General features: G+C 63.1%; 23 protein-coding genes, 2 tRNA genes and 1 rRNA gene. 15 read left to right on the forward strand and 11 right to left on the reverse strand.

Going from position 1 to position 25809, the window contains the following annotated elements; genetic code table 11:
* Window positions 1-120: 120 nt before the first annotated feature.
* The 4 genes from FAZ95_RS19385 to FAZ95_RS19400 all read right to left on the reverse strand — a co-directional run bounded on the left by FAZ95_RS19385 (window position 121) and on the right by FAZ95_RS19400 (window position 3157).
* Window positions 121-196 (reverse strand) — tRNA-Ala (locus FAZ95_RS19385).
* Between the two features lie 46 nt (window positions 197-242).
* Window positions 243-318 (reverse strand) — tRNA-Ile (locus tag FAZ95_RS19390).
* A gap of 65 nt (window positions 319-383) precedes the next feature.
* Window positions 384-1913: ribosomal RNA gene (locus FAZ95_RS19395) — 16S ribosomal RNA — on the reverse strand.
* Between the two features lie 467 nt (window positions 1914-2380).
* On the reverse strand, window positions 2381-3157 hold the full coding sequence (locus tag FAZ95_RS19400) for an enoyl-CoA hydratase (protein WP_137333927.1): 777 nt from the start codon (window positions 3155-3157) through the stop codon (window positions 2381-2383).
* Window positions 3158-3292: 135 nt separating this feature from the next.
* Here FAZ95_RS19400 and paaN point away from each other — a divergent pair, with 135 nt between their 5' ends.
* The 5 genes from paaN to paaK all read left to right on the forward strand — a co-directional run bounded on the left by paaN (window position 3293) and on the right by paaK (window position 9182).
* Complete coding sequence (gene paaN, locus FAZ95_RS19405) at window positions 3293-5002, forward strand: phenylacetic acid degradation protein PaaN (RefSeq protein WP_137333928.1); 1710 nt, start codon at window positions 3293-3295, stop codon at window positions 5000-5002.
* A 96-nt stretch (window positions 5003-5098) separates the two neighbouring features.
* Window positions 5099-6301: a 3-oxoadipyl-CoA thiolase gene (pcaF, locus tag FAZ95_RS19410; protein WP_137333929.1), complete on the forward strand. Its 1203-nt coding sequence runs from the start codon at window positions 5099-5101 to the stop codon at window positions 6299-6301.
* Window positions 6302-6500: 199 nt separating this feature from the next.
* Window positions 6501-7292, forward strand: coding sequence for a 2-(1,2-epoxy-1,2-dihydrophenyl)acetyl-CoA isomerase PaaG (paaG, locus tag FAZ95_RS19415; protein WP_137333930.1), 792 nt, complete (start codon window positions 6501-6503; stop codon window positions 7290-7292).
* 1 nt (window position 7293) lies between these two features.
* A complete protein-coding gene (gene paaI, locus FAZ95_RS19420) occupies window positions 7294-7752 on the forward strand; it encodes a hydroxyphenylacetyl-CoA thioesterase PaaI (protein ID WP_175425647.1) in 459 nt (152 codons plus the stop codon).
* A 125-nt stretch (window positions 7753-7877) separates the two neighbouring features.
* Window positions 7878-9182, forward strand: a complete 1305-nt coding sequence (gene paaK / locus FAZ95_RS19425; protein WP_137333931.1) for a phenylacetate--CoA ligase PaaK — start codon at window positions 7878-7880, stop codon at window positions 9180-9182.
* Window positions 9183-9258: 76 nt separating this feature from the next.
* Here paaK and mltA read toward each other — a convergent pair whose 3' ends face one another.
* A complete protein-coding gene (mltA, locus tag FAZ95_RS19430) occupies window positions 9259-10446 on the reverse strand; it encodes a murein transglycosylase A (protein WP_496543827.1) in 1188 nt (395 codons plus the stop codon).
* On the opposite strand from mltA, the gene FAZ95_RS41005 reads away from it, so the two are divergent.
* Window positions 10412-10552 (forward strand): hypothetical protein, encoded by a 141-nt coding sequence (locus tag FAZ95_RS41005; RefSeq protein WP_496543828.1) that lies wholly within the window; start codon window positions 10412-10414, stop codon window positions 10550-10552. The genes mltA and FAZ95_RS41005 overlap by 35 nt on opposite strands.
* Window positions 10553-10609: 57 nt before the next feature.
* Here FAZ95_RS41005 and apaG read toward each other — a convergent pair whose 3' ends face one another.
* Entirely contained in the window at window positions 10610-10984 is a 375-nt protein-coding gene (gene apaG / locus FAZ95_RS19435) for a Co2+/Mg2+ efflux facilitator ApaG/CorD (RefSeq protein ID WP_137333933.1), read from the reverse strand.
* A 188-nt stretch (window positions 10985-11172) separates the two neighbouring features.
* Here apaG and rpe point away from each other — a divergent pair, with 188 nt between their 5' ends.
* The 8 genes from rpe (at window position 11173) to FAZ95_RS19475 (ending at window position 18474) form a co-directional block, all read left to right on the forward strand.
* Window positions 11173-11859 carry a ribulose-phosphate 3-epimerase gene (gene rpe, locus FAZ95_RS19440; protein ID WP_137333934.1) on the forward strand — a complete coding sequence of 229 codons (687 nt, stop codon included), beginning with the start codon at window positions 11173-11175 and terminating at the stop codon, window positions 11857-11859.
* A gap of 2 nt (window positions 11860-11861) precedes the next feature.
* Window positions 11862-12605, forward strand: coding sequence for a phosphoglycolate phosphatase (locus FAZ95_RS19445; protein WP_137333935.1), 744 nt, complete (start codon window positions 11862-11864; stop codon window positions 12603-12605).
* A 359-nt stretch (window positions 12606-12964) separates the two neighbouring features.
* A complete protein-coding gene (gene trpE / locus FAZ95_RS19450) occupies window positions 12965-14458 on the forward strand; it encodes an anthranilate synthase component I (protein WP_137333936.1) in 1494 nt (497 codons plus the stop codon).
* Between the two features lie 14 nt (window positions 14459-14472).
* Complete coding sequence (locus tag FAZ95_RS19455) at window positions 14473-15066, forward strand: aminodeoxychorismate/anthranilate synthase component II (RefSeq protein ID WP_137333937.1); 594 nt, start codon at window positions 14473-14475, stop codon at window positions 15064-15066.
* 14 nt (window positions 15067-15080) lie between these two features.
* On the forward strand, window positions 15081-16124 hold the full coding sequence (trpD, locus tag FAZ95_RS19460; RefSeq protein WP_137333938.1) for an anthranilate phosphoribosyltransferase: 1044 nt from the start codon (window positions 15081-15083) through the stop codon (window positions 16122-16124).
* A 39-nt stretch (window positions 16125-16163) separates the two neighbouring features.
* Window positions 16164-16949, forward strand: coding sequence for an indole-3-glycerol phosphate synthase TrpC (gene trpC / locus FAZ95_RS19465; protein ID WP_137333939.1), 786 nt, complete (start codon window positions 16164-16166; stop codon window positions 16947-16949).
* Window positions 16950-16977: 28 nt separating this feature from the next.
* Window positions 16978-17604: a CYTH domain-containing protein gene (locus FAZ95_RS19470; protein WP_137333940.1), complete on the forward strand. Its 627-nt coding sequence runs from the start codon at window positions 16978-16980 to the stop codon at window positions 17602-17604.
* Between the two features lie 66 nt (window positions 17605-17670).
* Window positions 17671-18474, forward strand: coding sequence for a uracil-DNA glycosylase (locus FAZ95_RS19475; protein WP_137333941.1), 804 nt, complete (start codon window positions 17671-17673; stop codon window positions 18472-18474).
* A gap of 85 nt (window positions 18475-18559) precedes the next feature.
* On the opposite strand, the gene FAZ95_RS19480 is transcribed toward FAZ95_RS19475, so the two are convergent.
* The 4 genes from FAZ95_RS19480 to FAZ95_RS19495 form a co-directional block, all read right to left on the reverse strand.
* Window positions 18560-19156 carry an FMN-dependent NADH-azoreductase gene (locus FAZ95_RS19480; RefSeq protein ID WP_137333942.1) on the reverse strand — a complete coding sequence of 199 codons (597 nt, stop codon included), beginning with the start codon at window positions 19154-19156 and terminating at the stop codon, window positions 18560-18562.
* A 109-nt stretch (window positions 19157-19265) separates the two neighbouring features.
* Window positions 19266-21077: a M61 family metallopeptidase gene (locus FAZ95_RS19485; RefSeq protein WP_137333943.1), complete on the reverse strand. Its 1812-nt coding sequence runs from the start codon at window positions 21075-21077 to the stop codon at window positions 19266-19268.
* Window positions 21078-21175: 98 nt separating this feature from the next.
* On the reverse strand, window positions 21176-21904 hold the full coding sequence (locus FAZ95_RS19490) for a DsbC family protein (RefSeq protein ID WP_175425648.1): 729 nt from the start codon (window positions 21902-21904) through the stop codon (window positions 21176-21178).
* An 86-nt stretch (window positions 21905-21990) separates the two neighbouring features.
* Window positions 21991-23163 (reverse strand): UbiH/UbiF family hydroxylase, encoded by a 1173-nt coding sequence (locus FAZ95_RS19495; protein WP_175425649.1) that lies wholly within the window; start codon window positions 23161-23163, stop codon window positions 21991-21993.
* 331 nt (window positions 23164-23494) lie between these two features.
* On the opposite strand from FAZ95_RS19495, the gene ychF reads away from it, so the two are divergent.
* A complete protein-coding gene (ychF, locus tag FAZ95_RS19500; RefSeq protein WP_137333946.1) occupies window positions 23495-24589 on the forward strand; it encodes a redox-regulated ATPase YchF in 1095 nt (364 codons plus the stop codon).
* A gap of 110 nt (window positions 24590-24699) precedes the next feature.
* On the opposite strand, the gene FAZ95_RS19505 is transcribed toward ychF, so the two are convergent.
* The gene (locus FAZ95_RS19505; protein ID WP_137334640.1) at window positions 24700-25680 is read right to left on the reverse strand and encodes a glycerophosphodiester phosphodiesterase family protein; all 981 of its coding nucleotides are present in this window, start codon (window positions 25678-25680) and stop codon (window positions 24700-24702) included.
* Window positions 25681-25809 lie beyond the last annotated feature (129 nt).

Raw genomic sequence — 25809 nt, forward strand, 5'->3', positions numbered from 1 at the left:
ACTTCTTCCTGATTGTTAAAGAACGACAGCCGATAAGCTTTCACTTACCGCTCTGACTGGCTCAATCGCCAATGACAAACACTCGATCCTCACTCGGATCAAGTCCTTATCATTAGTGATTGGTGGAGGATGACGGGATCGAACCGACGACCCCCTGCTTGCAAAGCAGGTGCTCTCCCAGCTGAGCTAATCCCCCGTACCTGACACTCCAAGGGTTCCGAGCTCCAGCCACCGCAGACAATTGGTGGGTCTGGTTGGATTCGAACCAACGACCCCGCCTTATCAAGACGGTGCTCTAACCGACTGAGCTACAGACCCCTTAAGCCTGTCTTTATCTACAGCCGATAAGCGTGAGCGCTTAACTTTGACGCGTTAAGCTCGAGAAAGGAGGTGATCCAGCCGCACCTTCCGATACGGCTACCTTGTTACGACTTCACCCCAGTCATGAATCCTACCGTGGTGACCGTCCTCCTTGCGGTTAGACTAGCCACTTCTGGTAAAACCCACTCCCATGGTGTGACGGGCGGTGTGTACAAGACCGGGAACGTATTCACCGCGGCATGCTGATCCGCGATTACTAGCGATTCCAGCTTCATGCACTCGAGTTGCAGAGTGCAATCCGGACTACGATCGGTTTTCTGGGATTGGCTCCACCTCGCGGCTTGGCGACCCTCTGTTCCGACCATTGTATGACGTGTGAAGCCCTACCCATAAGGGCCATGAGGACTTGACGTCATCCCCACCTTCCTCCGGTTTGTCACCGGCAGTCTCCTTAGAGTGCTCTTGCGTAGCAACTAAGGACAAGGGTTGCGCTCGTTGCGGGACTTAACCCAACATCTCACGACACGAGCTGACGACAGCCATGCAGCACCTGTGCGACGGTTCTCTTTCGAGCACCCCCACCTTTCAGCAGGGTTCCGTCCATGTCAAGGGTAGGTAAGGTTTTTCGCGTTGCATCGAATTAATCCACATCATCCACCGCTTGTGCGGGTCCCCGTCAATTCCTTTGAGTTTTAATCTTGCGACCGTACTCCCCAGGCGGTCAACTTCACGCGTTAGCTACGTTACTAAGGAAATGAATCCCCAACAACTAGTTGACATCGTTTAGGGCGTGGACTACCAGGGTATCTAATCCTGTTTGCTCCCCACGCTTTCGTGCATGAGCGTCAGTATTGGCCCAGGGGGCTGCCTTCGCCATCGGTATTCCTCCACATCTCTACGCATTTCACTGCTACACGTGGAATTCTACCCCCCTCTGCCATACTCTAGCCCGCCAGTCACCAATGCAGTTCCCAGGTTAAGCCCGGGGATTTCACATCGGTCTTAGCGAACCGCCTGCGCACGCTTTACGCCCAGTAATTCCGATTAACGCTCGCACCCTACGTATTACCGCGGCTGCTGGCACGTAGTTAGCCGGTGCTTATTCTTCCGGTACCGTCATCCCCTAGCCATATTAGGGCCAAGGATTTCTTTCCGGACAAAAGTGCTTTACAACCCGAAGGCCTTCTTCACACACGCGGCATTGCTGGATCAGGGTTGCCCCCATTGTCCAAAATTCCCCACTGCTGCCTCCCGTAGGAGTCTGGGCCGTGTCTCAGTCCCAGTGTGGCTGGTCGTCCTCTCAGACCAGCTACAGATCGTCGCCTTGGTAGGCCTTTACCCCACCAACTAGCTAATCTGCCATCGGCCGCCCCAATAGCGCGAGGCCTTTCGGTCCCCCGCTTTCATCCTAAAATCGTATGCGGTATTAATCCGGCTTTCGCCGGGCTATCCCCCACTACTGGACACGTTCCGATGTATTACTCACCCGTTCGCCACTCGCCACCAGGGTTGCCCCCGTGCTGCCGTTCGACTTGCATGTGTAAGGCATGCCGCCAGCGTTCAATCTGAGCCAGGATCAAACTCTTCAGTTCAATGCCTGTTACTGTTTTCGGTTCCGTAGAACCGGTCGCTCACTCAACGTACTGACGATGATTAATCCATCTTTCGACGGATAAACCTTCCTCTAATACTGTGTGAGACTTGATACTTTTGCTTGGAGCAGACCCCGAAAGATCCGCCTCGCATCGCCATCAAGCGCCCACACTTATCGGCTGTAAATTGTTAAAGATCGCATCGCGCAACAGCACCGAACTTCGCTACCGTCTTGCGTCGCTGCATCAGCAGCAGAGAAATGAGATTATGCAGACTCTTTCGTCACTCGTCAACAAGTTTTTTAACCACTCAAACTTATCAACCCCGCCGAAAGCCTTGCTACATCGGGCTTCGTCCAGCTTGCACCCGACCTGCCTCGCTTCCCCCGCGCTTCACTCCGAAGCGCGAAAGACCGAGATTCTAGCCACCCTCCGCATACCTGGCAAGCGGTATTTTGAAGTCGGGCCTACTTGTGCTTGAACACAGGTTTGCGCTTCTCGACGAACGCCGCCATTCCCTCCTTCTGATCCTCAGTTGCAAAGAGCGAGTGAAAGAGGCGCCGCTCGAAATGAACCCCTTCGGCAAGCGTCGTTTCATATGCGCGGTTGACCGACTCCTTCACCATCATGACCGCCGGCAAAGGAAACTCCGCGATCGTCGCGGCAGCCGTCACCGCTTCATCGATTACCGTCGCAGCCGGAACCACGCGCGACACCAACCCTGCACGCTCAGCCTCCGACGCATCCATGAAGCGCGCAGTCAGGCACATGTCCATCGCTTTCGCCTTGGAAACCGCGCGCGGCAAGCGCTGCGTGCCGCCGGCGCCAGGCATGATGCCGAGCTTGATCTCCGGCTGGCCGAACTTGGCCGTATCCGCCGCAATGATGATGTCGCACATCATCGCCAACTCGCAGCCACCACCGAGCGCGAAGCCCGCGACCGCAGCAATGATCGGCTTGCGGATCGAGCGCACCGTCTCCCAGTTGCGGGTGATGTAGTCGCCCTTATAGACATCCATATAGGAATAGGTCGCCATCATCCCGATGTCTGCACCCGCAGCGAACGCCTTTTCGCTGCCCGTCAGAACGATAGCGCCGATGCCGTCGTCGGCGTCGAATGCCTTGAGAGCGGCACCCAACTCGTCCATCAGCGCGTCGTTGAGCGCGTTGAGCGCCTTCGGGCGATTCAGCGTCACCAGTCCGACCCGCCCTCGGGTCTCGACCAAAATGTTCTCGTACGCCATGCATCCTCCTTATAGATCAAAGAAACGCGAAAACCCTTCCCGCGTGCGTTTGAATGATGCTACCATTCTTCGACCAACCGGTCGGTCAATTAATCGGCAGGTTTCCCCAATCGCTCAGCCACCCCCTTCTCCGCCATGACACATGCCCTATTCACGAAGCACGAAGACACGCTGAACAACGCCCTCGCCGCCATCGAATCGCGCGGCTATTGGAGCCCGTTTGCAGAAATGCCGAGTCCCAAAGTGTACGGGGAAACCGGCAACGCCGACGGCGAGGCTGCATTCAAGGCCCACCTCGATCACGCGTTTGAACTCGACCAGCCAACCAACGGTGAGACCGTCGGCGCCGAGCAGTCGCCCTATGGCTTCGCGCTGGGGGTCCGCTATCCGAAGGCGGATGTCGAAACGCTCATCGCCGCGGCGAAGACGGCCCAGCAAAGCTGGCGCGCTGCGGGCCCCAAGGCGTGGGTTGGCGTGAGCCTCGAGATTCTGGCCCGCTTGAACCGCGCCAGTTTCGAGATTGCCTACGGCGTGATGCATACGACCGGCCAGGCATTCATGATGGCGTTCCAGGCAGGCGGCCCGCACGCGCAAGACCGCGCGCTCGAAGCGATCGCCTACGCATGGGACGAATTGCGGCGCATTCCGTCGGAGGCTCACTGGGAAAAGCCGCAAGGCAAAAACCCGCCGCTCGCCATGCAAAAGCGCTACACGATTGCCCCGCGCGGCCTCGGACTTGTCCTCGGCTGCTGCACGTTTCCGACTTGGAACGGCTACCCGGGTCTTTTCGCCGACTTGGCGACGGGCAACGCGGTCATCGTCAAACCCCATCCCGGCGCCATTCTGCCGCTCGCCATTACGGTTCGTATCGCGCGCGACGTGCTGCGCGAGGCCGGCTTCGACCCGAACGTCGTCACGCTGCTTGCAACGGAACCGAACGACGGCGCCCTCGTACAAGATCTTGCGCTGCGTCCGGACGTCAAGCTGATCGACTTCACCGGCAGCACGCAAAACGGCACCTGGCTCGAACGCAACGCCCACCAAGCTCAGGTGTTCACCGAAAAGGCGGGGGTCAATCAGATCGTGATCGACTCGGCCGACGACATCAAAGCCGTCGTCCGGAACATCGCCTTCTCGCTCGCGCTCTATTCGGGCCAAATGTGCACCGCTCCGCAAAACATCTATGTGCCGCGCGACGGTATCCGCACTGCCGACGGGCATTTGAGCTTCGACGACGTCGCGCAAGCGCTCGCGGGCGCCGTACAGAAACTTGTGGCCGATCCGGCACGCGCAGTCGAACTGCTCGGCGCGATCCAGAACGACGGTGTCGCGCGCCGAATCGATGAAGCCCGCTCGCTTGGCCATATCCTCGTGGAAAGCCAGTCGCTCGAACACCCCGCCTTCCCTGGTGCACGGGTTCGTACGCCGCTCGTTCTGCAACTCGACGCCGCGAAAGACGCCAGCCAATTCACCGGCGAGTGGTTCGGCCCGATCTCGTTCGTGATCGCGACCGATTCGACCGCTCAGTCCCTCGATCTCGCGGGCTCCATCGCCGCCGAACACGGCGCGCTCACGTTCTCCGTCTACAGCACTGACGACAAGACGCTCGAAGCGGCACATGAGGCGTCGGTCCGCGGCGGCGTAGCGCTCTCGATCAACCTGACGGGCGGCGTTTTCGTCAATCAGTCGGCAGCGTTCTCCGATTTCCACGGCACCGGCGCCAATCCGGCCGCCAACGCGGCGCTGGCTGACGCAGCGTTTGTGGCAAATCGCTTTCGCGTCGTGCAAAGCCGGGTCCATGTTGCGCCGAAGTCCGTTCCCGCGGAAGCCGGCCAAACGGCATAGAGCGTTCGGCCGAATCGAACGCCACGGTCTTCGTCACTAATATGAGCTGAAGCGCCTGCTTCTTCTGTGCAGGCGCTCCATTCGCAGGGAATTCAGATGTCCGATGCCTTTATCTGCGACGCGATTCGCACTCCGTTCGGCCGCTACGGCGGCGTCCTTAAAGACGTTCGCGCCGACGATCTCGCCGCCGTGCCCATCAAGGCGCTGATCGATCGCAATCCCAATGTCGACTGGAGCGCGCTCGACGACGTCATCTACGGCTGCGCCAATCAAGCCGGCGAAGACAACCGCAACGTCGCGCGCATGGGCGCACTGCTCGCGGGCCTCCCCACCACCGCGCCCGGCTCCACGCTTAACCGCCTGTGCGGCTCCGGCATGGACGCGGTCGGCACAGCAGCGCGGGCGATCAAAGCAGGCGAAGCCCGCTTGATGATTGCGGGCGGTGTCGAAAGCATGACGCGCGCGCCGTTCGTCATGGGTAAAGCCACGGGCGCTTTTTCGCGCCAGGCGGAAATTCATGACACGACGATCGGCTGGCGCTTCATCAATGCACTGATGAAGCGCGACTACGGCGTCGATTCGATGCCGCAGACGGCGGAAAACGTCGCCGCCGATTTCTCGATCAACCGCGCCGATCAAGATGCATTCGCGATGCGAAGCCAGCAAAAAGCGGCTCGCGCGCAGCGCGACGGCACCCTTGCGCAGGAAATCGTCGAGGTTGAAATCCCGCAAAAGAAAGGCGATCCGGTTCGCGTCGCGCTCGATGAGCATCCGCGCGAAACGTCGCTTGAAGCGCTCGCCAAGCTGAAGGGCGTCGTGCGCCCCGACGGCACGGTCACGGCAGGCAACGCATCGGGCGTCAACGACGGCGCGTGCGCGCTGCTGCTCGCCAATGCCGAAGCCGCCGAGCAGTACGGGTTGCGCCGCCGCGCGCGTGTCATCGGCATGGCGACGGCCGGCGTCGAGCCTCGCATCATGGGCATCGGCCCCGCGCCCGCGACGCAGAAGCTGCTGAGCCAGCTCGGCATGTCCCTCGACCAGTTCGACGTGATCGAGCTCAATGAGGCATTCGCGGCGCAAGGGCTCGCGGTGCTGCGCATGCTCGGCCTCTCCGACGACGATGCTCGCGTGAACCCCAACGGCGGCGCAATTGCACTTGGGCATCCACTCGGCGCGTCCGGTGCGCGGCTGATCACAACCGCGCTGTACCAACTCGAACGAACCGATGGGCGCTACGCACTTTGCACGATGTGCATCGGTGTCGGTCAGGGGATCGCGCTAGCCATCGAGCGCGTTTGATCGAGCTGCCGGCGCTCGACTGCGCCGCGCAATCTGAAGTCAGAGAGCTTTGCATGGGACCCGACTAAGCGCTAAAGCGTTAACTCGGGTCGACCGCTGCAGGCCTGGAGTAAGCGCTAAAGCGCTAACTCCAGACAACCGCAGCATGGGATCAGAGTACGGCGCTAAAGCGCCAACTCTGATCGACAGGAGACATTCGATGCCCTATGAAGCGATCCGCGTCGACATCGACGCGTCAGCGCACGTCACCACGATCACGCTGAACCGCCCCGACAAGCTCAATAGTTTCACTCGAGCGATGCACCAGGAATTGAGTGCCGCGCTTGACGATGTCGAAAAAGCCGACGTTCGCGCGCTCGTGCTGACCGGCGCGGGGCGCGGCTTCTGTGCCGGCCAGGATCTTGCGGATCTCGACTTCACGCCTGGCGCGATGACGGACCCGGGCGACTTGGTCGAGCAGTACTTCAATCCGCTGATCCGCCGCCTGCAAGCGTTGCCGCTGCCAGTCATCGCGGCCGTCAACGGCACGGCGGCCGGTGCGGGCGCCAATCTCGCGCTTGCCTGCGACCTGGTGCTTGCCGCCCGCTCGAGCAGCTTCATTCAAGCGTTCGTCAAGATCGGCCTGCTGCCGGACTCGGGAGGGACTGCCTTTCTGCCCCAGCGCGTCGGCATGGCACGTGCGCTTGGGCTCGCCATTACCGGCGACAAGCTAAGCGCCGAGCAAGCGCTCAACTGGGGCCTCATCTGGCAAGTCGTCGACGACGCCGAGTTGCCGAGCACCGCCGCCCAGCTTGCCGCCCGGCTCGCGCAGCAACCCACGCGCGCGATTGCCGCCATCAAGGCCGCGATGCGCGCCAGCGTGACGCAATCGCTCGATCAGCAGCTCGATCTCGAACGCGACTTGCAGCGCGAACTCGGCGCGTCGTTCGATTACGCCGAGGGCGTGCAGGCTTTCATCGAAAAACGCGCACCGCGCTTTGAAGGACGTTGAGATGGCCTCCCAACCCGCCCACGAAAGCCTCTCGCCCGACGAACTGGCGCGCGCCACGGCAAAGGCCATGTTCGACGCCGACGCCTGCAGTCGCGCGCTCGGCTTCGAGCTGCTCGAAGTGCATCCGGGCTATGCGCGGATGCGCATGACGGTGCGTCCGGACTTCCTTAACGGTCATAACATCTGCCACGGCGGGCTCATGTTCACGCTCGCGGATTCCACTTTCGCGTTCGCGTGCAACTCGTACAACATCAATACCGTAGCGTCCGGTTGTTCGATCGAATTCCTGCGGCCGGTCCACGGCGGGGACGTGCTCACGGCCGAGGCCGTCGAGCAAGTCTTGAGCGGGCGCAACGGCATTTACGACATTCGCTTGACGAACCGCGCCGGCGAAACCGTCGCGATGTTTCGCGGCAAGTCCGCGCACATCAAGGGTCATGTGATCCCGGTCGATAGCTGACGCCGATTCGCCGTCCCCAACGCACTTTTGCGGCACCGTTCATCCGCCGGAATGAAAGCTTTTGCGAAGCGCATCGCATGCGCCGTGCTTCGCGCCCCAATCAGCAAACATGTAGGAGACACCCGATGACTACCCCGCTCCCGCTCGAGCCAATCGAAAAGGCCAGCCGCGACGAACTCGCCGCGCTCCAACTCGATCGGCTGAAATGGTCGCTCAAGCACGCGTACGAAAATTCGCCGGTCTATCGGCGCAAGTTCGACGACGCCGGCGTTCATCCGGACGACCTGAAGTCGCTAGCCGATCTTGCGCGCTTCCCTTTTACGACCAAGAGCGATCTGCGCGACAATTATCCGTTCGGCATGTTCGCCGTGCCGCAGGAACAGATCTCGCGCATTCACGCGTCGTCGGGTACGACGGGCAAGCCGACTGTCGTCGCGTACACGGCGCGCGATATCGATACCTGGGCCAACCTCGTCGCCCGCTCGATTCGCGCGGCAGGCGCACGGCGCGGCGACAAAGTCCACGTGAGCTACGGCTACGGCCTCTTTACGGGCGGTCTCGGCGCGCACTATGGCGCGGAACGCGCGGGCCTGACGGTCATTCCCTTCGGCGGCGGCCAAACGGAAAAGCAGGTTCAGCTGATCCAGGACTTCAAGCCCGACATCATCATGGTGACGCCGAGCTACATGCTGTCGATCGCCGACGAGCTCGAGCGGCAAGGCATCGATCCCGCGCATTGCTCGCTGCGCATCGGCATTTTCGGCGCCGAGCCTTGGACCAACGACATGCGCACCGCGATCGAAAAGCGCATGGGCATCGACGCAGTCGATATCTATGGGTTGTCCGAAGTAATGGGCCCTGGCGTGGCGTCGGAATGCGTGGAAACGAAGGATGGCCCGACGATCTGGGAAGACCACTTCTATCCGGAAGTCATCGATCCGGAAACCGGTGAGGTGCTGCCTGATGGGGAGCTCGGCGAGCTCGTCTTCACCTCGCTCACGAAAGAAGCGCTCCCCATCGTCCGCTATCGCACTCGCGACCTGACGCGCCTGCTGCCCGGCACCGCGCGCACGATGCGTCGTATGGAGAAAATCACGGGCCGCTCCGACGACATGATGATCGTACGCGGCGTGAACGTCTTCCCGACTCAGATCGAAGAGCTCCTGCTGAAACAGCACGCGCTGGCGCCGCACTATCAGATCGTGCTGACGAAGGAGGGACCGCTCGACGTGATGACGCTCAACGTCGAGCCCTGCCCCGAAACTGCGCCGGATGCTACGGCGCTGAACACCGCCAAGCAGGCGCTCGCTTACGACATCAAGGCGTTGATCGGCGTCACGGCCGTCGTCAACGTGTTGCCGGTGAATGGGATCGAGCGGTCGGTGGGCAAGGCCAGGCGTGTCGTCGACAAGCGCAAGCTGGGCGTTTGAGGCACGAGGACGTTGATACCGTCGATACGACGGATGCGGCGCGCGGAGGAATCACTGCGCGCCGCAAGCAAGCCAATCAGGAGTTCGGCAGCAGCAGCCACATCCTCCCCGTCTGCTTCATCTTGCCGGCCAGGTCGCCGGCATCGTCGCCGAGCCCCCAGAAGTAGTCGGCCCGCACGCCGCCCTTGATCGCACTGCCGGTGTCCTGAGCGAACACGAGGCGGTTCATCGGCGAGTTCGTCAGCGGCCGCGTCGTCTGCAAGAAAACCGGCGTGCCCAGCGGGATCGACGACGGGTCGACCGCAATCGAGCGCTCTGGCGTCAGCGGCACGCCAAGCGCGCCGATCGGACCGTCGGCACCGCCGCTCGGCGCCGATTCCGTCGACGGCATCTCCCTGAAAAAGACAAAACGCGGGTTCGTATCGAGCAAGGCATCGACACGCGTCGGATTGGCGCGCGCCCACGCTTTAATCCCTTGCATCGTCGCCTGCGCCGGCGTCAGTTCGCCACGATCGAGCAACCAGCGCCCGATCGACTTATACGGCTGGTTGTTGGTCCCGCCGAAACCGACCCGCATCACACTGCCGTCTTCCATCACGACGCGTCCGGACCCCTGCACTTGCAGAAAGAACGCTTCGATCGGATCGTCGACCCAAACCAATTCGTTCCCTTCCAGCACGCCCGCCCGCTCGAGTTGCGAACGCGCCGGCAGCGCGGCGCCGGCCCGGTACCCCGTCGGCCAGTGATACAACGCGTATTGGTAAGGACCGTGGCGCGTGCGCGCACCGCGCAACAGCGGCTCGTAGTAGCCGGTCACGAGACCATCCAGCGTGCCGTCGCTGTTGGCGAACTGATACGGCGTGAAGTAGGTTTCAAAGAAGGTGCGCGCGCTGGCGAAGTCGAGATCGTCCAGTTGCGCGGCCGCCGCGCACGCGCGCCGCCAATTCGGTTGCTGCGCGAGACGCAGGCAGTTCTGGCGAAGTGCCGCGGTCGCGCCGATCAGCGTATCGTCGTCCCAGCCCGAAACCTGTTGCCACGCGACCGCCGTCAGGCGCGACGCTGCAATTTGGCCGGGGATGATCGCGGCGCCTGTCGGCGGCGATACACCCGGCCGCACCATGGAACCGCCGCCGCACGCGGCGACGAGCACTGCAACGGAAACCGCAGCGGCCCAGCCCGCTGCACGTAGGCCCAAGCGCTTACAATGTTCGTTCTTGATGGAAACCGCCATGTCTGATTTGCTCAACGAATACCCGATGCTCATCTTCGCGCTGGAAGCATTTCTGGCGTTGGCCCTGTTGATCTTCATCGTCCTGTGGACGGCGTCGGGCAGAAAGAAGAATCCGGGCAACAAGCGCCCGCTTCGATAAGCGCGCGGCCAGGCGGAGGCATCGCGCACGCCTGGTGTGGCCCGCGCCCGTCCCGACTCAATGCAGCGTGCGCGGCATTTGCAACGCGAACTCCGGAACCGGCGCTTCGAAACGCTCGCCGTCTTCGGCCACGCAGAAGTACGCTCCGCGCATCGTGCCGACGGGCGTCGCAATCACCGCCCAGCTCGTGTATTCGAATTGCTCGCCCGGCTTCAAGAGCGGCTGGTGCCCGACCACGCCCAGCCCCTTCACCTCCTGAACCTGACTCTCGCTGTCAGTGATCACCCAGTGCCGCGCGATCAATTGCGCGGTCACCTGACCCGTATTGCGGATCGTCAACGTGTACGCGAACGCGTATTGACGGCGCTCCGGGTCCGACTGCTCGGGCAAGTAACGCGTCTGCGACGACACGCTGAATTGATACTGGCTCATCGTGATTCCGTTCTGATAGAAACCTGCTGGACCCGCGCGGCAACGGCCTCGCGCCTGCCGGCCTGGAACCGCTCTGGTTTGGCATTCTGATGGATGCGGTCCCCGCCCGCAACCGAACACGTCCGCTTTAGCCCGCTCGAAACGGTAAAATAACGGTTTTTCGGCCCACTTCGCCAACATTCAGCGCCATGACGCAATTCCGTATCGCACCCAGCATCCTTTCGGCCGACTTCGCGCGGCTTGGCGAGGAAGTCCGCAACGTCGTCGCCGCAGGCGCCGATTGGATCCACTTCGACGTGATGGACAACCATTACGTTCCGAACCTGACGATCGGCCCGCTCGTCTGCGAGGCGATCCGCCCGCACGTGCAGGTGCCGATCGACGTGCATCTGATGGTGCGCCCCGTCGACCGCATCGTGCCGGACTTCGCAAAGGCCGGCGCGAATCTGATCAGCTTCCATCCGGAAGGCTCCGATCACATCGACCGCACGCTGTCGCTGATCCGCGATCATGGCTGCAAGGCCGGCCTCGTGTTCAATCCGGCCACGCCGCTCAACTACCTCGATCACGTGATGGACCGCGTCGACCTCGTGCTGATCATGTCGGTCAATCCGGGTTTCGGTGGCCAATCGTTCATTCCCGAGGCGCTGAACAAGCTGCGTGAGGCACGTGCGCGCATCGACGCGTACCGCGAGCGCACTGGCCGCGACATCCACCTGGAAGTCGACGGCGGCGTGAAGGCCGACAACATCGCCGAAATCGCGGCCGCCGGCGCGGATACGTTCGTTGCCGGCTCGGCGATCTTCGGCAAGCCGGACTATCGCGCGGTGATCGACGACATGCGCCGCGCGCTCGCCACCGTAAAAGCGGACTGAGCATGACAAAGACGGCCCCGGCATTCGACGCCCCGCGCTTCACGGGGCCGTGCATCAAGGCGGCGATCATCGATCTCGACGGCACGATGATCGATACCGCAGACGATTTCACCGCCGGCCTGAATGGCATGCTCGCGCAACTCGACGCGGCGGAAACGTCGCGCGAGGAAGTGATCGGGTATGTGGGCAAGGGCTCGGAGCATCTGATCCGCAGCGTCCTTGCGCCACGCCTTTCGGCCGACGAAGCACAAGGCCGCTTCGAGGAAGCACTCGCGCTATATCAAGCGGAGTACGCGAAGATCAACGGCCTCGCCACGCGTCTGTATCCCGATGTCGAAGCGGGCTTGCGAGCGATGCGCGACGCGGGCCTCAAGCTCGCCTGCGTGACCAACAAGCCGCGCCGCTTCGCCGTCGAACTGCTCGAGAAGTACGCGCTGATCGGCTTCTTTGCCGTGGTCTACGGCGGCGACAGCCTGCCGCGCAAGAAGCCCGATCCGCTGCCGATGCTCGCGGCGTGCGAGACACTGGGCGTCGCGCCGCAAGAGGCCGTGGCCATCGGCGATTCGGAGAACGACGCACTCGCCGGCCGCGCCGCGGCCATGGCGACGCTCACCGTCCCTTATGGCTACAACCATGGGCAAGCTATACAAACGATAAAATCGGATGGTATAGTTGCCTCGCTGCTCGACGCCGCAAACGCCATCTCGGCTTACAATGCGGCTCGCAACGCAGCACCTCAACCCTGACCTAACCGTCGTCCATCTTCATGTTTCTGAATAAAAAACGGAGTCTGAGCAGCATCGACCGGGGAGCTTGGCCCTGGCGTCGCTGGTCGCGCTAACCTCTCTTGAGGTACGCTGGAGTTCGTCTTCAGCGCTCGTTTTTTACTTCGCTGCGCGCTCGCGCTCCTTTCGCCGCATTGCTTGAACCGAGGCCCGCATCCTAAGCAGATGCTGCATTCATGGCCGATTTTCGGTTCGCCATGCGCGCTTGTGCGAGACACCCTGCGCCGGTTGGCATCCTCTTGCCGTACACGCCCGACCGGCCGCGCAGCGCCAACGCTTTGCCTGGCGCCAGCCGCCACGCCTACGAACAGGATCGGAACATGACCGAACTCGAATTCCAATCCCTCGCGAACGAGGGCTATAACCGCATCCCGTTGATCGCCGAGGCGCTCGCCGATCTCGAAACCCCGCTTTCGCTGTACTTGAAACTCGCACAGGCCGAACGCGGCGGCGCCAACTCGTTCCTGCTCGAATCGGTGGTGGGCGGCGAGCGCTTCGGGCGCTACTCGTTCATCGGCCTGCCGGCGCGCATGTTGGTGCGCGCGAAGGCGGGCGTGTCGGAAGTGGTCAAGGACGGCAAGGTCGTCGAGACGCACGAAGGCGATCCGCTCGAATTCATCGCGCAATTCCAGGCCCGCTTCAAGGTCGCGCAGCGCCCTGGCCTGCCGCGTTTTTGCGGCGGTCTCGCCGGTTATTTCGGCTATGACGCGGTGCGCTACATCGAAAAGAAACTCGCGCACAGCACGCCGCCCGACGATCTCGGCCTGCCCGACATCCAGTTGCTGGTGACCGAGGAAGTCGCCGTCATCGACAATCTCGCGGGCAAGCTCTACCTGATCGTCTATGCGGACCCATCGACGCCCGAGGCGTACACGCGGGCGAAGCAGCGTCTGCGCGACCTGCGCCAGCGTCTGCGCACGACCGTGCAACCGCCCGTCACGTCGGCGAGCGTGCGCACCGAGATCTACCGCGAGTTCGCGAAAGACGACTACCTCGCCGCGGTTCGCCAAGCCAAGGAATACATCGCCGCCGGCGAGCTCATGCAAGTGCAGGTCGGCCAGCGTCTGATCAAACCGTATCGCGACAACCCCCTCTCCCTGTACCGCGCGCTGCGTTCGCTGAACCCGTCGCCGTACATGTACTACTACAACTTCGGCGAATTCCAGGTGGTCGGCGCGTCGCCGGAAATTCTGGTGCGCCAGGAAAAGCGTGGCGAAGACCGGATCGTCACGATCCGTCCGCTCGCGGGCACGCGTCCGCGCGGCAATACGCCGGAGCGCGATGCCGAGCTCGCCACCGAACTCCTGAACGATCCGAAGGAAATCGCCGAGCACGTGATGCTGATCGACCTCGCGCGCAACGACGTCGGCCGCATTGCGCAGATCGGCTCGGTGGCCGTCACGGACAAGATGGTCATCGAAAAGTACTCGCATGTGCAGCACATCGTGAGCTCGGTCGAAGGCAAGCTGAAGCCGGGCACGACCAACTTCGACGTGCTGCGCGCCACGTTCCCGGCCGGCACGCTCTCGGGTGCGCCGAAGGTGCGCGCGATGGAGCTGATCGACGAACTGGAGCCGGTCAAGCGCGGCCTCTATGGCGGTGCCGTCGGCTACCTGTCGTTCACGGGCGAGATGGATCTGGCGATCGCGATCCGCACGGGTCTCATCCACAACGGCAATCTGTATGTGCAAGCGGCGGCGGGAATCGTCGCGGATTCGGTGCCCGAATCCGAATGGCAAGAGACCGAGAACAAGGCGCGCGCCGTGCTGCGCGCCGCCGAGCAAGTGCAAGACGGCCTCGATAGCGACTTCTGACCGGAGACAAGACCATGCTGCTGATGATCGACAACTACGATTCGTTCACCTATAACCTGGTCCAGTACTTCGGCGAACTCGGCGAAGACGTGCGGACTTATCGCAACGACGAAATCACGATCGAGGAGATCGAGAAGCTCGACCCCGAGCGCATCTGCCTGTCGCCCGGACCGAGCAACCCGCAGCACGCGGGCATCACGCTCGAGGTCCTGAAGCACTTCGCCGGCAAGAAGCCGATGCTCGGCGTGTGCCTGGGCCATCAGGCGATTGGCGAAGCGTTCGGCGGGCGCGTCGTGCGCGCGAAGACCATCATGCACGGCAAGGTGAGCCAGATCGAAACCGACTGCAAAGGCGTATTCGCCGACCTGCCGAAGCATTTCAACATCACGCGCTATCACTCGCTTGCGATCGAGCGCGAATCGCTGCCGGACTGCCTCGAGATCTCCGCCTGGACCGACGACGGCGAGATCATGGGCGTGCGCCACAAGGAATACGCGATCGAAGGCGTGCAATTCCATCCGGAATCGATTCTGTCCGAGCACGGCCATGCGCTGCTCGAAAACTTCGTGAAAAACGCGAAAGCCACCGGCGCGCACCGCAGCGCATGAAGAGGGACGAGATCATGACCATCAGCCCGCAGGAAGCGTTGCAGCGCACGATCGAACATCGCGAGATCTTCCACGACGAAATGCTGCATTTGATGCGGCTCATCATGCGCGGGGATCTGTCGCCAGTGATGGCGGCCGCGATCATCACCGGCTTGCGCGTGAAAAAAGAGACGATTGGCGAAATCACCGCCGCCGCGACGGTGATGCGCGAATTCGCCAATCACGTCGAGGTGGCCGACAACTCGAATTTCGTCGACATCGTCGGCACGGGCGGCGATGGCTCGCATACGTTCAACATCTCGACGGCGACGATGTTCGTCACGGCCGCCGCAGGCGCGAAAGTCGCGAAGCACGGCAATCGCGGCGTGTCGAGCAAGTCGGGCAGCGCCGATGTGCTCGAAGCGCTCGGCGTCAATATCGATCTGCAGCCCGATCAAGTGGCCGCATCGATCGCCGAGACCGGCATGGGCTTCATGTTCGCGCCGAACCATCATCCGGCGATGAAGAATATCGCCGCAGTGCGACGCGAACTCGGCGTGCGGACGATCTTCAATATTCTTGGGCCGCTGACGAATCCCGCAGGCGCGCCGAATCAACTGATGGGCGTGTTCCACCCGGATCTAGTCGGTATCCAGGTCCGCGTGATGCAGCGCCTCGGCGCCAAGCACGTTCTCGTCGTGTACGGCAAGGACGGCATGGACGAGGTGTCGCTCGGCGCGGCGACGCTCGTCGGCGAATTGCGCGACGGCAAGGTGCACGAGTACGAGATCCATCCCGAAGATTTTGGCTTGCAGATGGTGTCGAACCGCACGCTGAAAGTGGAGGATGCCGCCGAATCGAAGACGATGCTGCTCGAAGCGCTCGACAACACGCCGGGCGTCGCGCGGGAAATCGTCACGCTGAATGCGGGCACCGCGCTTTATGCGGCGAACGTGTCGGCATCGATCGCGGACGGCATCCAGCTTGCGCGCGAGGCGATCGCGAGCGGCAAGGCGCGCGCGAAGGTCGACGATCTCGTGCGCTTCACGCAGCAATTCAAGCCGAAGGCCGCAAACTAAGCCGAGCCGACAGGCACTACGGAAACGGAATCAAGAACTATGAGCGACATTCTGGAACGCATCATTGCGGTCAAGCGCGAGGAAGTCCGAGTCGCGCAGCAAAGCGCACCGCTCGAAGCGCTGCGCCTCGAAGCGTCTGCGCGCGACAAACGCGATTTCGTCGGCGCACTGCGCGCCAAACACGCGGCCGGCCAGGCAGCGGTGATCGCCGAAGTCAAGAAAGCGAGCCCGTCGAAAGGCGTGCTGCGCGAGCATTTCGTCCCCGCCGACATCGCGCGATCGTACGCGAAGCACGGCGCGGCGTGCTTGTCGGTGCTGACCGACGTGCAGTTCTTCCAAGGCAGCGCCGCGTATCTCGAAGAAGCCCGCGCCGCATGCGACCTGCCGGTGCTGCGCAAGGACTTCATTGTCGATCCGTACCAAATCGTCGAAGCCCGCGCGATGGGCGCCGATGCGATCCTCTTGATCGCTGCCGCGCTCGACACCTCGGAGATGCAGGATCTCGAAGCGCTCGCGCATTCGCTCGGGCTCGCCGTGCTCGTCGAAGTGCATGACAGCGCCGAGCTCAAGGAAGCGCTCAAGCTCAAGACGCCGCTCATCGGCATCAACAACCGCAACCTGCGCACGTTCGAGACCTCGCTCCAAACAACGATCGGCATGCTCGATTCGATCCCTGAGGACCGGATCGTCGTGACCGAGTCGGGCATCCTGTCGCGCGCCGATGTCGAACGCATGCGTGAGCTGTCGGTGCATACTTTCCTTGTCGGCGAGGCGTTCATGCGCGCCGATGAGCCCGGTGCGGAACTTGCCCGGATGTTCTTCTGATTTTTGGACTGGAATCGCCAGTGCGATCATGAGCATCGAAAGTGAAATCAAGCTCGCGTTGCCGCCTGATCAAGTCGCTGCAGCAACGGAATTTTTCGTCACTCGAACGGGCAAGGCCGGTATTCACGTTCAGCTGACGAATGACTACTTCGATACGCCGGCACTCACGCTCGCCAAATCGAAGAGCGCGCTGCGCTTGCGAAAATCGCCTCACGGCTGGCTGCAAACCTACAAGACGGTGGGCAGCGCCGAGGGCGGGCTGCATCGGCGGCACGAATGGGAAATGCCGGTTGCCGGCGAGCGCCTCGACATCGATGCGCTCGTCACGGCGTGCGACGATGCGGCCTCCGCAGAAGCGCTACGCGAGGCGGCACCGGCGTTGATCAAGCTCTTCAGCACGGATTTCACGCGCACGCTTTGGCACGTCGTTCACGGCGACACCGAAATCGAGGCAGCCATCGACCAAGGCGAAATCACGGCCGAAGTCGACGGCGTCACTCGCCGGACGCCGATCAGCGAAATCGAACTCGAACTGAAACACGGGGACGAGCCGGCACTGCACGCGCTCCAGGCGGAGCTGGCGGCAAAGGTGCCGGGCCTCGCTCCGGACAATGGCAGCAAGGCGCAGCGCGGGTATCAATTGCGGGAGCGCTGATGGATTGCGGGGGCGCGGACCCTGCCCGCTTGAGCCGCCGGGCGATTGCTGCGACACTTCTTCGCCATGACCTCCGCCTCCCGCTCCCGTTCCCGCTCGTCGCAAGCCTCGCTTTTCGACGCACCGTCATCCGCGCTGTCCGCGCCGCCGATTGAATCGCTCGAAGCGCAGTTCGACGCGCTACCGGCTGCCTGGCGCGCGCATCTCCGTCCGTTCATCGCCAGCGACGCCTACGCGCCGCTATGCCGCTTTGTCGACGACGAACGCACGGAGGGCAAGACGATCTATCCCGCCGATGTGTTCCGCGCCCTTCGCCTGACGAGCCCGGACGACGTAAAAGTCGTCATCCTCGGCCAAGACCCCTATCACGGCGACGACCGCGGACACCCGCAAGCCCATGGGCTCGCGTTTTCCGTGCCGCCATCGGTACGACCGCCGCCGTCGCTGCGCAACATTTTCAAGGAAATCGCCGCGAATTTCGGCTACGAGACGCCGCGCCACGGATGTCTCGACGCGTGGGCGAAACAAGGCGTGCTGTTGCTGAACACGGTGCTGACGGTCGAGCGCGGCCTGGCGGCAAGCCACGCGAAACGCGGCTGGGAAAAATGCACCGATACGCTGATCCACGAACTCGCCATGCGCCATGACGGGCTCGTTTTCATGCTGTGGGGCGCACACGCGCAGGCAAAGCGAACGCTGCTGGAAGACAAGCCGCATTGCGTGCTCGAGGCGCCCCATCCCTCTCCGCTATCCGCACATCGTGGCTTTCTCGGTTGCCGCCATTTCGCGATGGCGAACGATTATCTGACCGCCAACGGCCGCGATCCGATCGATTGGCGCCTGCCGGAAGCAACCGAGGTACTCGCCTGACAGGCAGCGGGGGCACACCCCTGACCCAGAAAAAAAATCACGGCGCTCTCGCGCCGTGACTTTTTATGACCCACTACGAAGCGATTTACGCCGCCGCAATCGCCTCACGCGCACCGGCCAGTGCCGCGCTCGCCGAGTCCGGGCCCATGTTGAGACCTTCGGCGTAGATGAAGTTCACATCGGTCATGCCCAGAAAGCCGAGGAACGTCTTCAGATACGGCGTCTGAGTATCGTTCGGCGTGCCCGCGTACTTGCCGCCGCGCGCCGACACCACGAACACCTTCTTGCCCTTCACCAGACCTTCGGGACCGTTTTCCGTGTAGCGGAACGTGATGCCGACGCGCGCGATCCAGTCGAAGTACGTCTTCAGTTGCGATGAGATGCCGAAGTTGTACAGCGGGGCGCCGATCACGACGATGTCGGCGGCTTGGAGTTCGGCGACCAGCGCATCGCTCTTGGCCACGATCGAGGCTTGTTCAGCCGTGCGGTTTTCGGCCGGCGTGAAGAACGCGCCGAGGACGGACTCGTCGAGGTGCGGCAGTCCGTTGGCGAGCAGATCGCGGACGACAACCTTCGCGCCGGCGTTCGATTGTTGCAGCTTCGCCGTCAGTTCGTTCGCGAGCAGCGTCGATTGGGCACCTTGCGTGCGGGCCGACGAGTTCAGTTGCAGGATGGTGGTCATGTTTGGCTCCAGTGGGTTGCGCATCGTTGCGCGAGTGAAGCCATTGTATTTTTTGCCGCGCTGCGAAAAAGTAGTCTGGCGGCGACGGATTGTTGCAGCAGTGGAACAATCAGCCTTGCAGCCAGCGCTCGCGCCCCTTGCGCACCGCAGCGGGTTCGCCGCGTTTATCGCCCTTCTCCCCGACCGACAGCTTGTAGCGCGAGACCTCCGGGCCATCGAGCTTCACCTGCGCCACGCGCAGCTCATCGCGCCGGAACGCATGGATCTCGACCTTGGCGCCCGGCTGATAGCGCGCGAGCAGCGCGTCGAGGTTCGAGCCGGTGACGCGCAGGCCGTCGACGGCGACCAGCACGTCGCCCGCCGACAAGCCCGCCTTTTGCGCGGCGCTGCCGTCGTGAACCACCGTCAGCGCGCACTCGGCGCCGCCGCGCGTCTTCGCGCCGAGCGACGGCTTGCCGTTCTTGTCGGTCTCCGGTCCGAGCGTCACGCCGAAGGGCGCGAGCAACTCGGCGAGCGGCAAGTCGCGCGTGCCACGCACCGCTTCGTCGAACACTGACGAGAGATCCGCGCCGGTCGCCTCGGCAATCAGCGCTTCGATTTCGTCCTCGGCTACGCCGACCGCATTGCCGCGGTAGAAATCGCGTCCGTAGCGCTGCCACAGCAGGCGCATCACGTCGTCGAGCGACTTGCGATGGTTCGTCTGCGCGCGAATCGCCAAATCGAACGCCAGCGCGACGAGCGAGCCCTTCGCGTAGTAGCTGACGATTGCGTTCGGCGAGTTCTCGTCCTGACGGTAGTACTTGACCCACGAGTCGAACGAGCTCTCGGCGACGCTCTGCTTCAGGCGGCCGCCGCCGCGCAGCACCGCACCGATCGTCTTGCCGAGCAAGGTGAAGTACTGGTCTTGCGTGATGCTCTGGCTGCGCACGAGCATCAGGTCGTCGTAATAAGACGTGAAGCCTTCGAAGAGCCACAGCAGCGACGTGTAGTTCTCGCGCGTCAGGTCGTACGGCGCGAAGGCGGCGGGCTTGATGCGCTTCACGTTCCAGGTGTGGAAGTACTCGTGGCTGCAGAGCCCCAGATACGTCCGATAGCCTTCCGACGCCTCGGCCTGGCCCAGCACCGGCAGGTCTGTGCGATTGCAGATGAGCGCTGTCGACGCGCGATGCTCGAGGCCGCCGTAACCGTCGCTCACGGCCTGCGTCATGAACACGTAGCGATCCATCGGCGCCTTCTTCGTCTTCGGCTCGAACAGCGCGATCTGCGCTTCGCAGATGCGCTTCAAATCCGCAGTAAGGCGATCCATGTCGAGCGACACGACGCGTCCCGCGATCACGATGTCGTGCGGCACGCCGTACGCCTTGAAACTCGCGAGCGCGAACTCGCCGAGCGTCACCGGATGGTCGATGAGCTCGTCGTAATTCTCCGCGCGGTACTCGCCGAAGCCGTAGCGCTTCGTGCCGCGCGCTTCGGGCAGCGCCGTCGCAACGCGCCAGTTGCGGTACGTCTGCCCCGTCGGCTTTTGAATATCGACGATGCAAGGCGCCTGCTCATGCCCGAGCGGGGCGAGGAACACGCTGGTGCCGTTGAAGAAGCCGGTCGTGTCGTCGAGATGCGCAGCCCGCACGGACATGTCCCACGCATACACCTCGTAGCGCAGCGTCAGCGAACCGCCCTTGACCGGCGCGGCCTGCCATGTGTGCTTGTCGGTCTTCTCGATCCGCACCTTGCGGCCGGCGTCGTTGAACGCGCGCAGCGTGACGATGTTGCGCGCGAACTCGCGCACCATGTAACTGCCGGGGATCCACACCGGCAGCATGAAGCGCTGCCCGGCCGGATCGGGATCGGCGAGCGTCAAGGTCACTTCGAACAGATGCGCGGCGGGTTGCAACGGGGCGATGGTGTAGCGGATCGGCTTCATCGGCAGGCTAGTGGGTTCGCAAAACGGTGATGGACAAAATCGGGGCTTCAGAAACAACAAGAGGCGCTACTGCGCCTCTTGTTAAACGGCTCGCCGCGTCAGTGCACGGCGGATATTGCCTTGTCGAGCTGGTCGGCGGAGACGGCTCCCGGCAACCGGCGGCCATCCGCGAGGAACACGGTCGGGGTACCGGTCACGTTCATGCCGCGGCCGAGCGCGAGGTTCTTGTCGAGCGCGGTGGTATCGCAGTCGGCTGGGCCGGCCGGCGCCTTGTGGTCGAGCATCCACGCTTCCCAGGTCTTCGCACGGTCGGTCGAGCACCAAATCGCCTTCGACTTCACGAGCGAATCCGGCGACAGCACCGGGTACAGGAACGTGTAGACGGTAACGTTATCGATCGACTTCAGCGTCGTCTCCAGCTGCTTGCAGTACGGGCAGTTCGGATCGGAGAACACGGCGATCTTGCGGCTGCCGTTGCCCTTCACGACCTTGACCGCGTTCGCGAACGGCAGGCTCGCGAAATCGATCTTGTTGGTCTCGGCAAGGCGCGCTTCGGTCAGGTTGGTGCGGGTCTTTGTGTCGACGAGGTCGCCGAGCAGCACGTAGTCGCCGTTGGCGTCGCTATAGATGATCTGCGTGCCGAGGTTGACTTCGTACAGGCCCGAGATTGGCGATTTCGCGATGCTCTTGATCTCGACATCGCCGCCGAGCCTCGACTGCAGCGTCGATTTGAGCTTGTCGGTGGCCTGGTCGGCCTGGGCGGTGCAGCCCAGCGTGGCTGCCGCGACGGCCACCGCCGTCACCGCGATCCGAACGATTTTCTTCATGTCTTGCATCCTTTGATGAAACGCGCCCGCGTGGCGAGCGTGTGTGTTCGTGGCGGGCAGTCGAGGCCCCCGAGGTTGTCTAATTATTAGCCCAAGGCGGCGGAAACGAGCCAGCGCTTAATGAGCGGCTGCGCACCAACCAGCGCCATTCCGGTGTCGCGCACCGCGCGCGCGACCGTGCCCGGCAGCGAAAACAGGCGCTGCAGGCCGTCGGTGGCGATCATCAGCGCGCCGATATCTTCGCGGCGCGAGCGCTCGTAGCGGCGCAGCAGCACGGGGTCGCCCAGATCGCGGAACGGCTCCTTTTTCGCGATGACGTCGACGAGCGCGGCCGCGTCGCGCAACCCGAGGTTCATCCCCTGGCCGGCGAGCGGGTGGATCAGATGCGCGGCGTCACCGACCAGTGCGACGCGCGGCGCGACCAGCCGGTCGACCGTTTGCAGCGCGAGCGGAAAGCCCTGCGCGGGCGTCACGCATTCGAGCGCGCCGAGCTGGCCTTGGGTGACCTTTTCGACGGCGGCCGCCAGTTGCGCGGGATCGAGCGCGATCAGCTCGCTCGCGTGCTCGGTGCGCGCCGACCAGACGAGCGACACATGGCCGTCGGGCAGCGGCAGCAACGCGATGATTTCGCCGTCCTTGAACCACTGGTACGCGGTTTCGCCGTGCGGCTTGGCGGCCTTGAAGTTCGCGACGACGCCGGTCTGCCGGTAGTCGCGCCGCTCGACTTTCGAGCCGATCTGGGCCCGGACCCACGAATGGGCGCCGTCCGCGCCGACGACCAGATCGGCCTCGATGACCTGCCCGTTCGCCAGACCGAGCACCGCCGCATCGGGCTTGACGTCGAGCCCTTGAGCGCGCGTGTCGATCCAGGTCAGGTTCGGCTGGAAGCGCAGCGCGGCGTCGAGCGATTGCTCGATCAGCGACGACTCGACGATCCACGCGAGCTGCGCCACCGAAGCTTGGAACGCGGAGAAATGGAGTTCGGCGTGAGCATCGCCCCAGACGCGCATGTCGTAGACAGGCGACAGCCGGCTGTGATCGAGCGCCTGCCAGACGCGCAAGCGTTCGAGCAAAGTCTGCGAACTGGAGGACAGCGCGTAAATGCGCGCATCGAAGACGGCATCGGCCGGACGCGGCGCCGTGGGCTGAGCGAGCAGCGCGACGCGCAGACCGGCCTGCGTCAGCGCGAGCGCGGCGGTCTTGCCGACCAGCCCGCCGCCGACGACGGCCACGTGGAAGCTTTGATGGGAAGCACTCATGCCGGGCATTATAGCCGCGCCCTATGGCACGGCTTGTCCTGACGGGCGGCGCCGGTGCGCTATATCAAGAGTCGAGCGGGCGCTTTCGGGGCGGGTCCAGCCCCATATCCGGCCCCTTCACTCGCCGACTGGCCGCGGCGGGCAACACCGGGCGAGACTGCACACCCGATGCCAAAGCGCGCAGTCCGTGGCGGGACCAGCGGTACAATAGCGCTTTTGCCGGCCGCGCCCCGCGCGCCGTCCCTTTTTTCCGCGCTGCGGTCGAGCCGTCCTGCCGGCTGCGCCGAAGAGCGCCCGGCCCTAGCGCCGTTTCACCCGTTCGAAGGATTCCATGAGCCTCAAATGCGGCATCGTCGGCTTGCCTAATGTCGGCAAGTCCACCCTGTTCAACGCGCTGACCAAGGCGGGCATCGCCGCCGAAAACTATCCGTTCTGCACGATCGAGCCGAATGTCGGCGTGGTCGAAGTGCCCGATCACCGCTTGAACGCGCTCTCCGAGATCGTCAAGCCCGAGCGCGTCGTGCCGGCGGTCGTCGAGTTCGTCGATATCGCCGGGCTCGTCGCCGGCGCAAGCAAGGGCGAAGGGCTTGGCAACCAGTTCCTCGCGAACATCCGCGAAACCGACGCGATCACGCACGTCGTGCGCTGCTTCGAGGACGAGAACGTGATTCACGTCGCGGGCAAAGTCGACCCGCTCTCGGACATCGAAGTCATCAACACCGAACTGGCGCTCGCCGACCTCGCCACCGTCGAGAAGGCGCTCGCGCGCTATTCGAAGGCCGCGAAGTCGGGCAACGACAAGGAAGCGGTCAAGCTCGCCGCCGTGCTGGAAAAGGTGCGCGCGCAACTGGATCAGGCGAAGTCGGTGCGGGCCCTCGATCTGTCCGACGAAGAACAGGCACTGCTGAAGCCGTTCTGCCTGATCACCGCCAAGCCGACGATGTACGTGGCGAACGTGAAGGAAGACGGCTTCGAAAACAACCCGCATCTGGAAGCCGTGAGCAAGTACGCGGAAGCCGAGAAGTCGCCGGTCGTCGCCGTGTGCGCGGCGATCGAGGCCGAGATCGCCGATCTGGCCGACGAAGACAAGGAAGTGTTCCTCGCCGACATGGGCATGCACGAGCCGGGTCTGAACCGTGTGATTCGCGCCGGTTTCAAGCTGCTCGGCCTGCAGACGTACTTCACGGCGGGTGTGAAGGAAGTGCGCGCGTGGACGATCCACATCGGCGATACCGCGCCGCAAGCAGCCGGCGTGATCCACACCGATTTCGAGCGCGGCTTCATCCGCGCGCAAACCATTTCTTTCAACGACTACGTGACCTACAAGGGCGAACAAGGCGCGAAGGAAGCCGGGAAGATGCGCGCCGAAGGCAAGGAATACGTCGTGCACGATGGCGACGTGATGAACTTCCTGTTCAACGTGTAAGGTTTGCTTCGTTTTCCGACGCTCGAAGGGGCGTCGGTGGACCAGAGCACAGCAAGGCCCGCGTCGCTGCGGGCTTTGTCGCATCTGCGCTCCGTGTTGTCTGGCGACAATCAATTTTGTGCAGTTGCAGTTTCTTGTCGCACGGGGCATTGCAGCGGCAGCGCAATCGTCGCGCGTATCGCCGACATTTCGCGTGGCGAGTCGGCCAATACCGCGTCGATGCCCAGACATGCCGCGCTCCGATAATCGTCGGCGTTGTTCACGGCAATGGCGACGACGCGAACCTGATCGGATTGCCTCCGAAAGCACGCGACAGCCTCGGGCGTCCACATCGTCGCGTTCACTTCCGAGCGCCCTTCTCCCAGCGTGAATTTTTCGGTGACGGTGAGTTTCCGATGCAATTCGAAGCCGGTCCACGTCGGTTTGGTGGGCGCGTCCATGCAGCCCTCGTTGAGCAGCACCCGCAGCAATCGCAAGCGCGTCGCATCGCGCGACTCGAACAAGCGCGCCTGCGGGTATGCCGCGAACGCGCTTTGATACGCCGCTTCCGTCGAATAAATCACGACGCGCGGCCATGCCCCCTCATCGCTCAACACCTTTGCGACCGCCTGCGCCTGCGGCTCGGCCGGCAGTGCCTTCATATCCAGGATCACGGGCATGTCGACGGGAATAGCGCGTAACGCATCGCGCAAGGTGGGAATGCCGACGGGATTGCGGCGATACGGATACTCGCCTTCGCCGGTGGCGCCGGGCTGCTTGAACATCCAGCCCGCATTCACACGAGCCAGCTCGGCAGCCGCCTTGCTCGCCACCGGCCCCGACGCGTCGGTCAGCGCCGACAAGTCAGCCGGGCGGTACAGCACCGGCACGCCGTCCTTGCTCAACTGAACGGTGAGCCACATGACGTCGGCATGATGCGCGAGCGCCTGCCGAATCGCCTCGATCGTGTTCTCGGGCGCGTCAGCGGTGCCGCCGCGGTGGGCCACGATGAGCGGCAGCGACGAAACCGGCACAACCGGCATCGAGGGCGGCGAGGACGTGCATGCTCCCAACAAGACCGCGCAAAACAGCGCGAGCCAACCACCACGCATCGAACGCGTCACGCGAACACCTCCACCGCAAACGGTTACGGAATTACTTAGCTTGTCTAATCGAGTGAGATCGCCAGGGCGAAGCCGCGCTATTATGCGCGGCGCAGTGCGAATCGTCCGTGAAAGAAC

This window comes from Trinickia violacea (assembly GCF_005280735.1).
GTDB lineage: Bacteria > Pseudomonadota > Gammaproteobacteria > Burkholderiales > Burkholderiaceae > Trinickia_A > Trinickia_A violacea.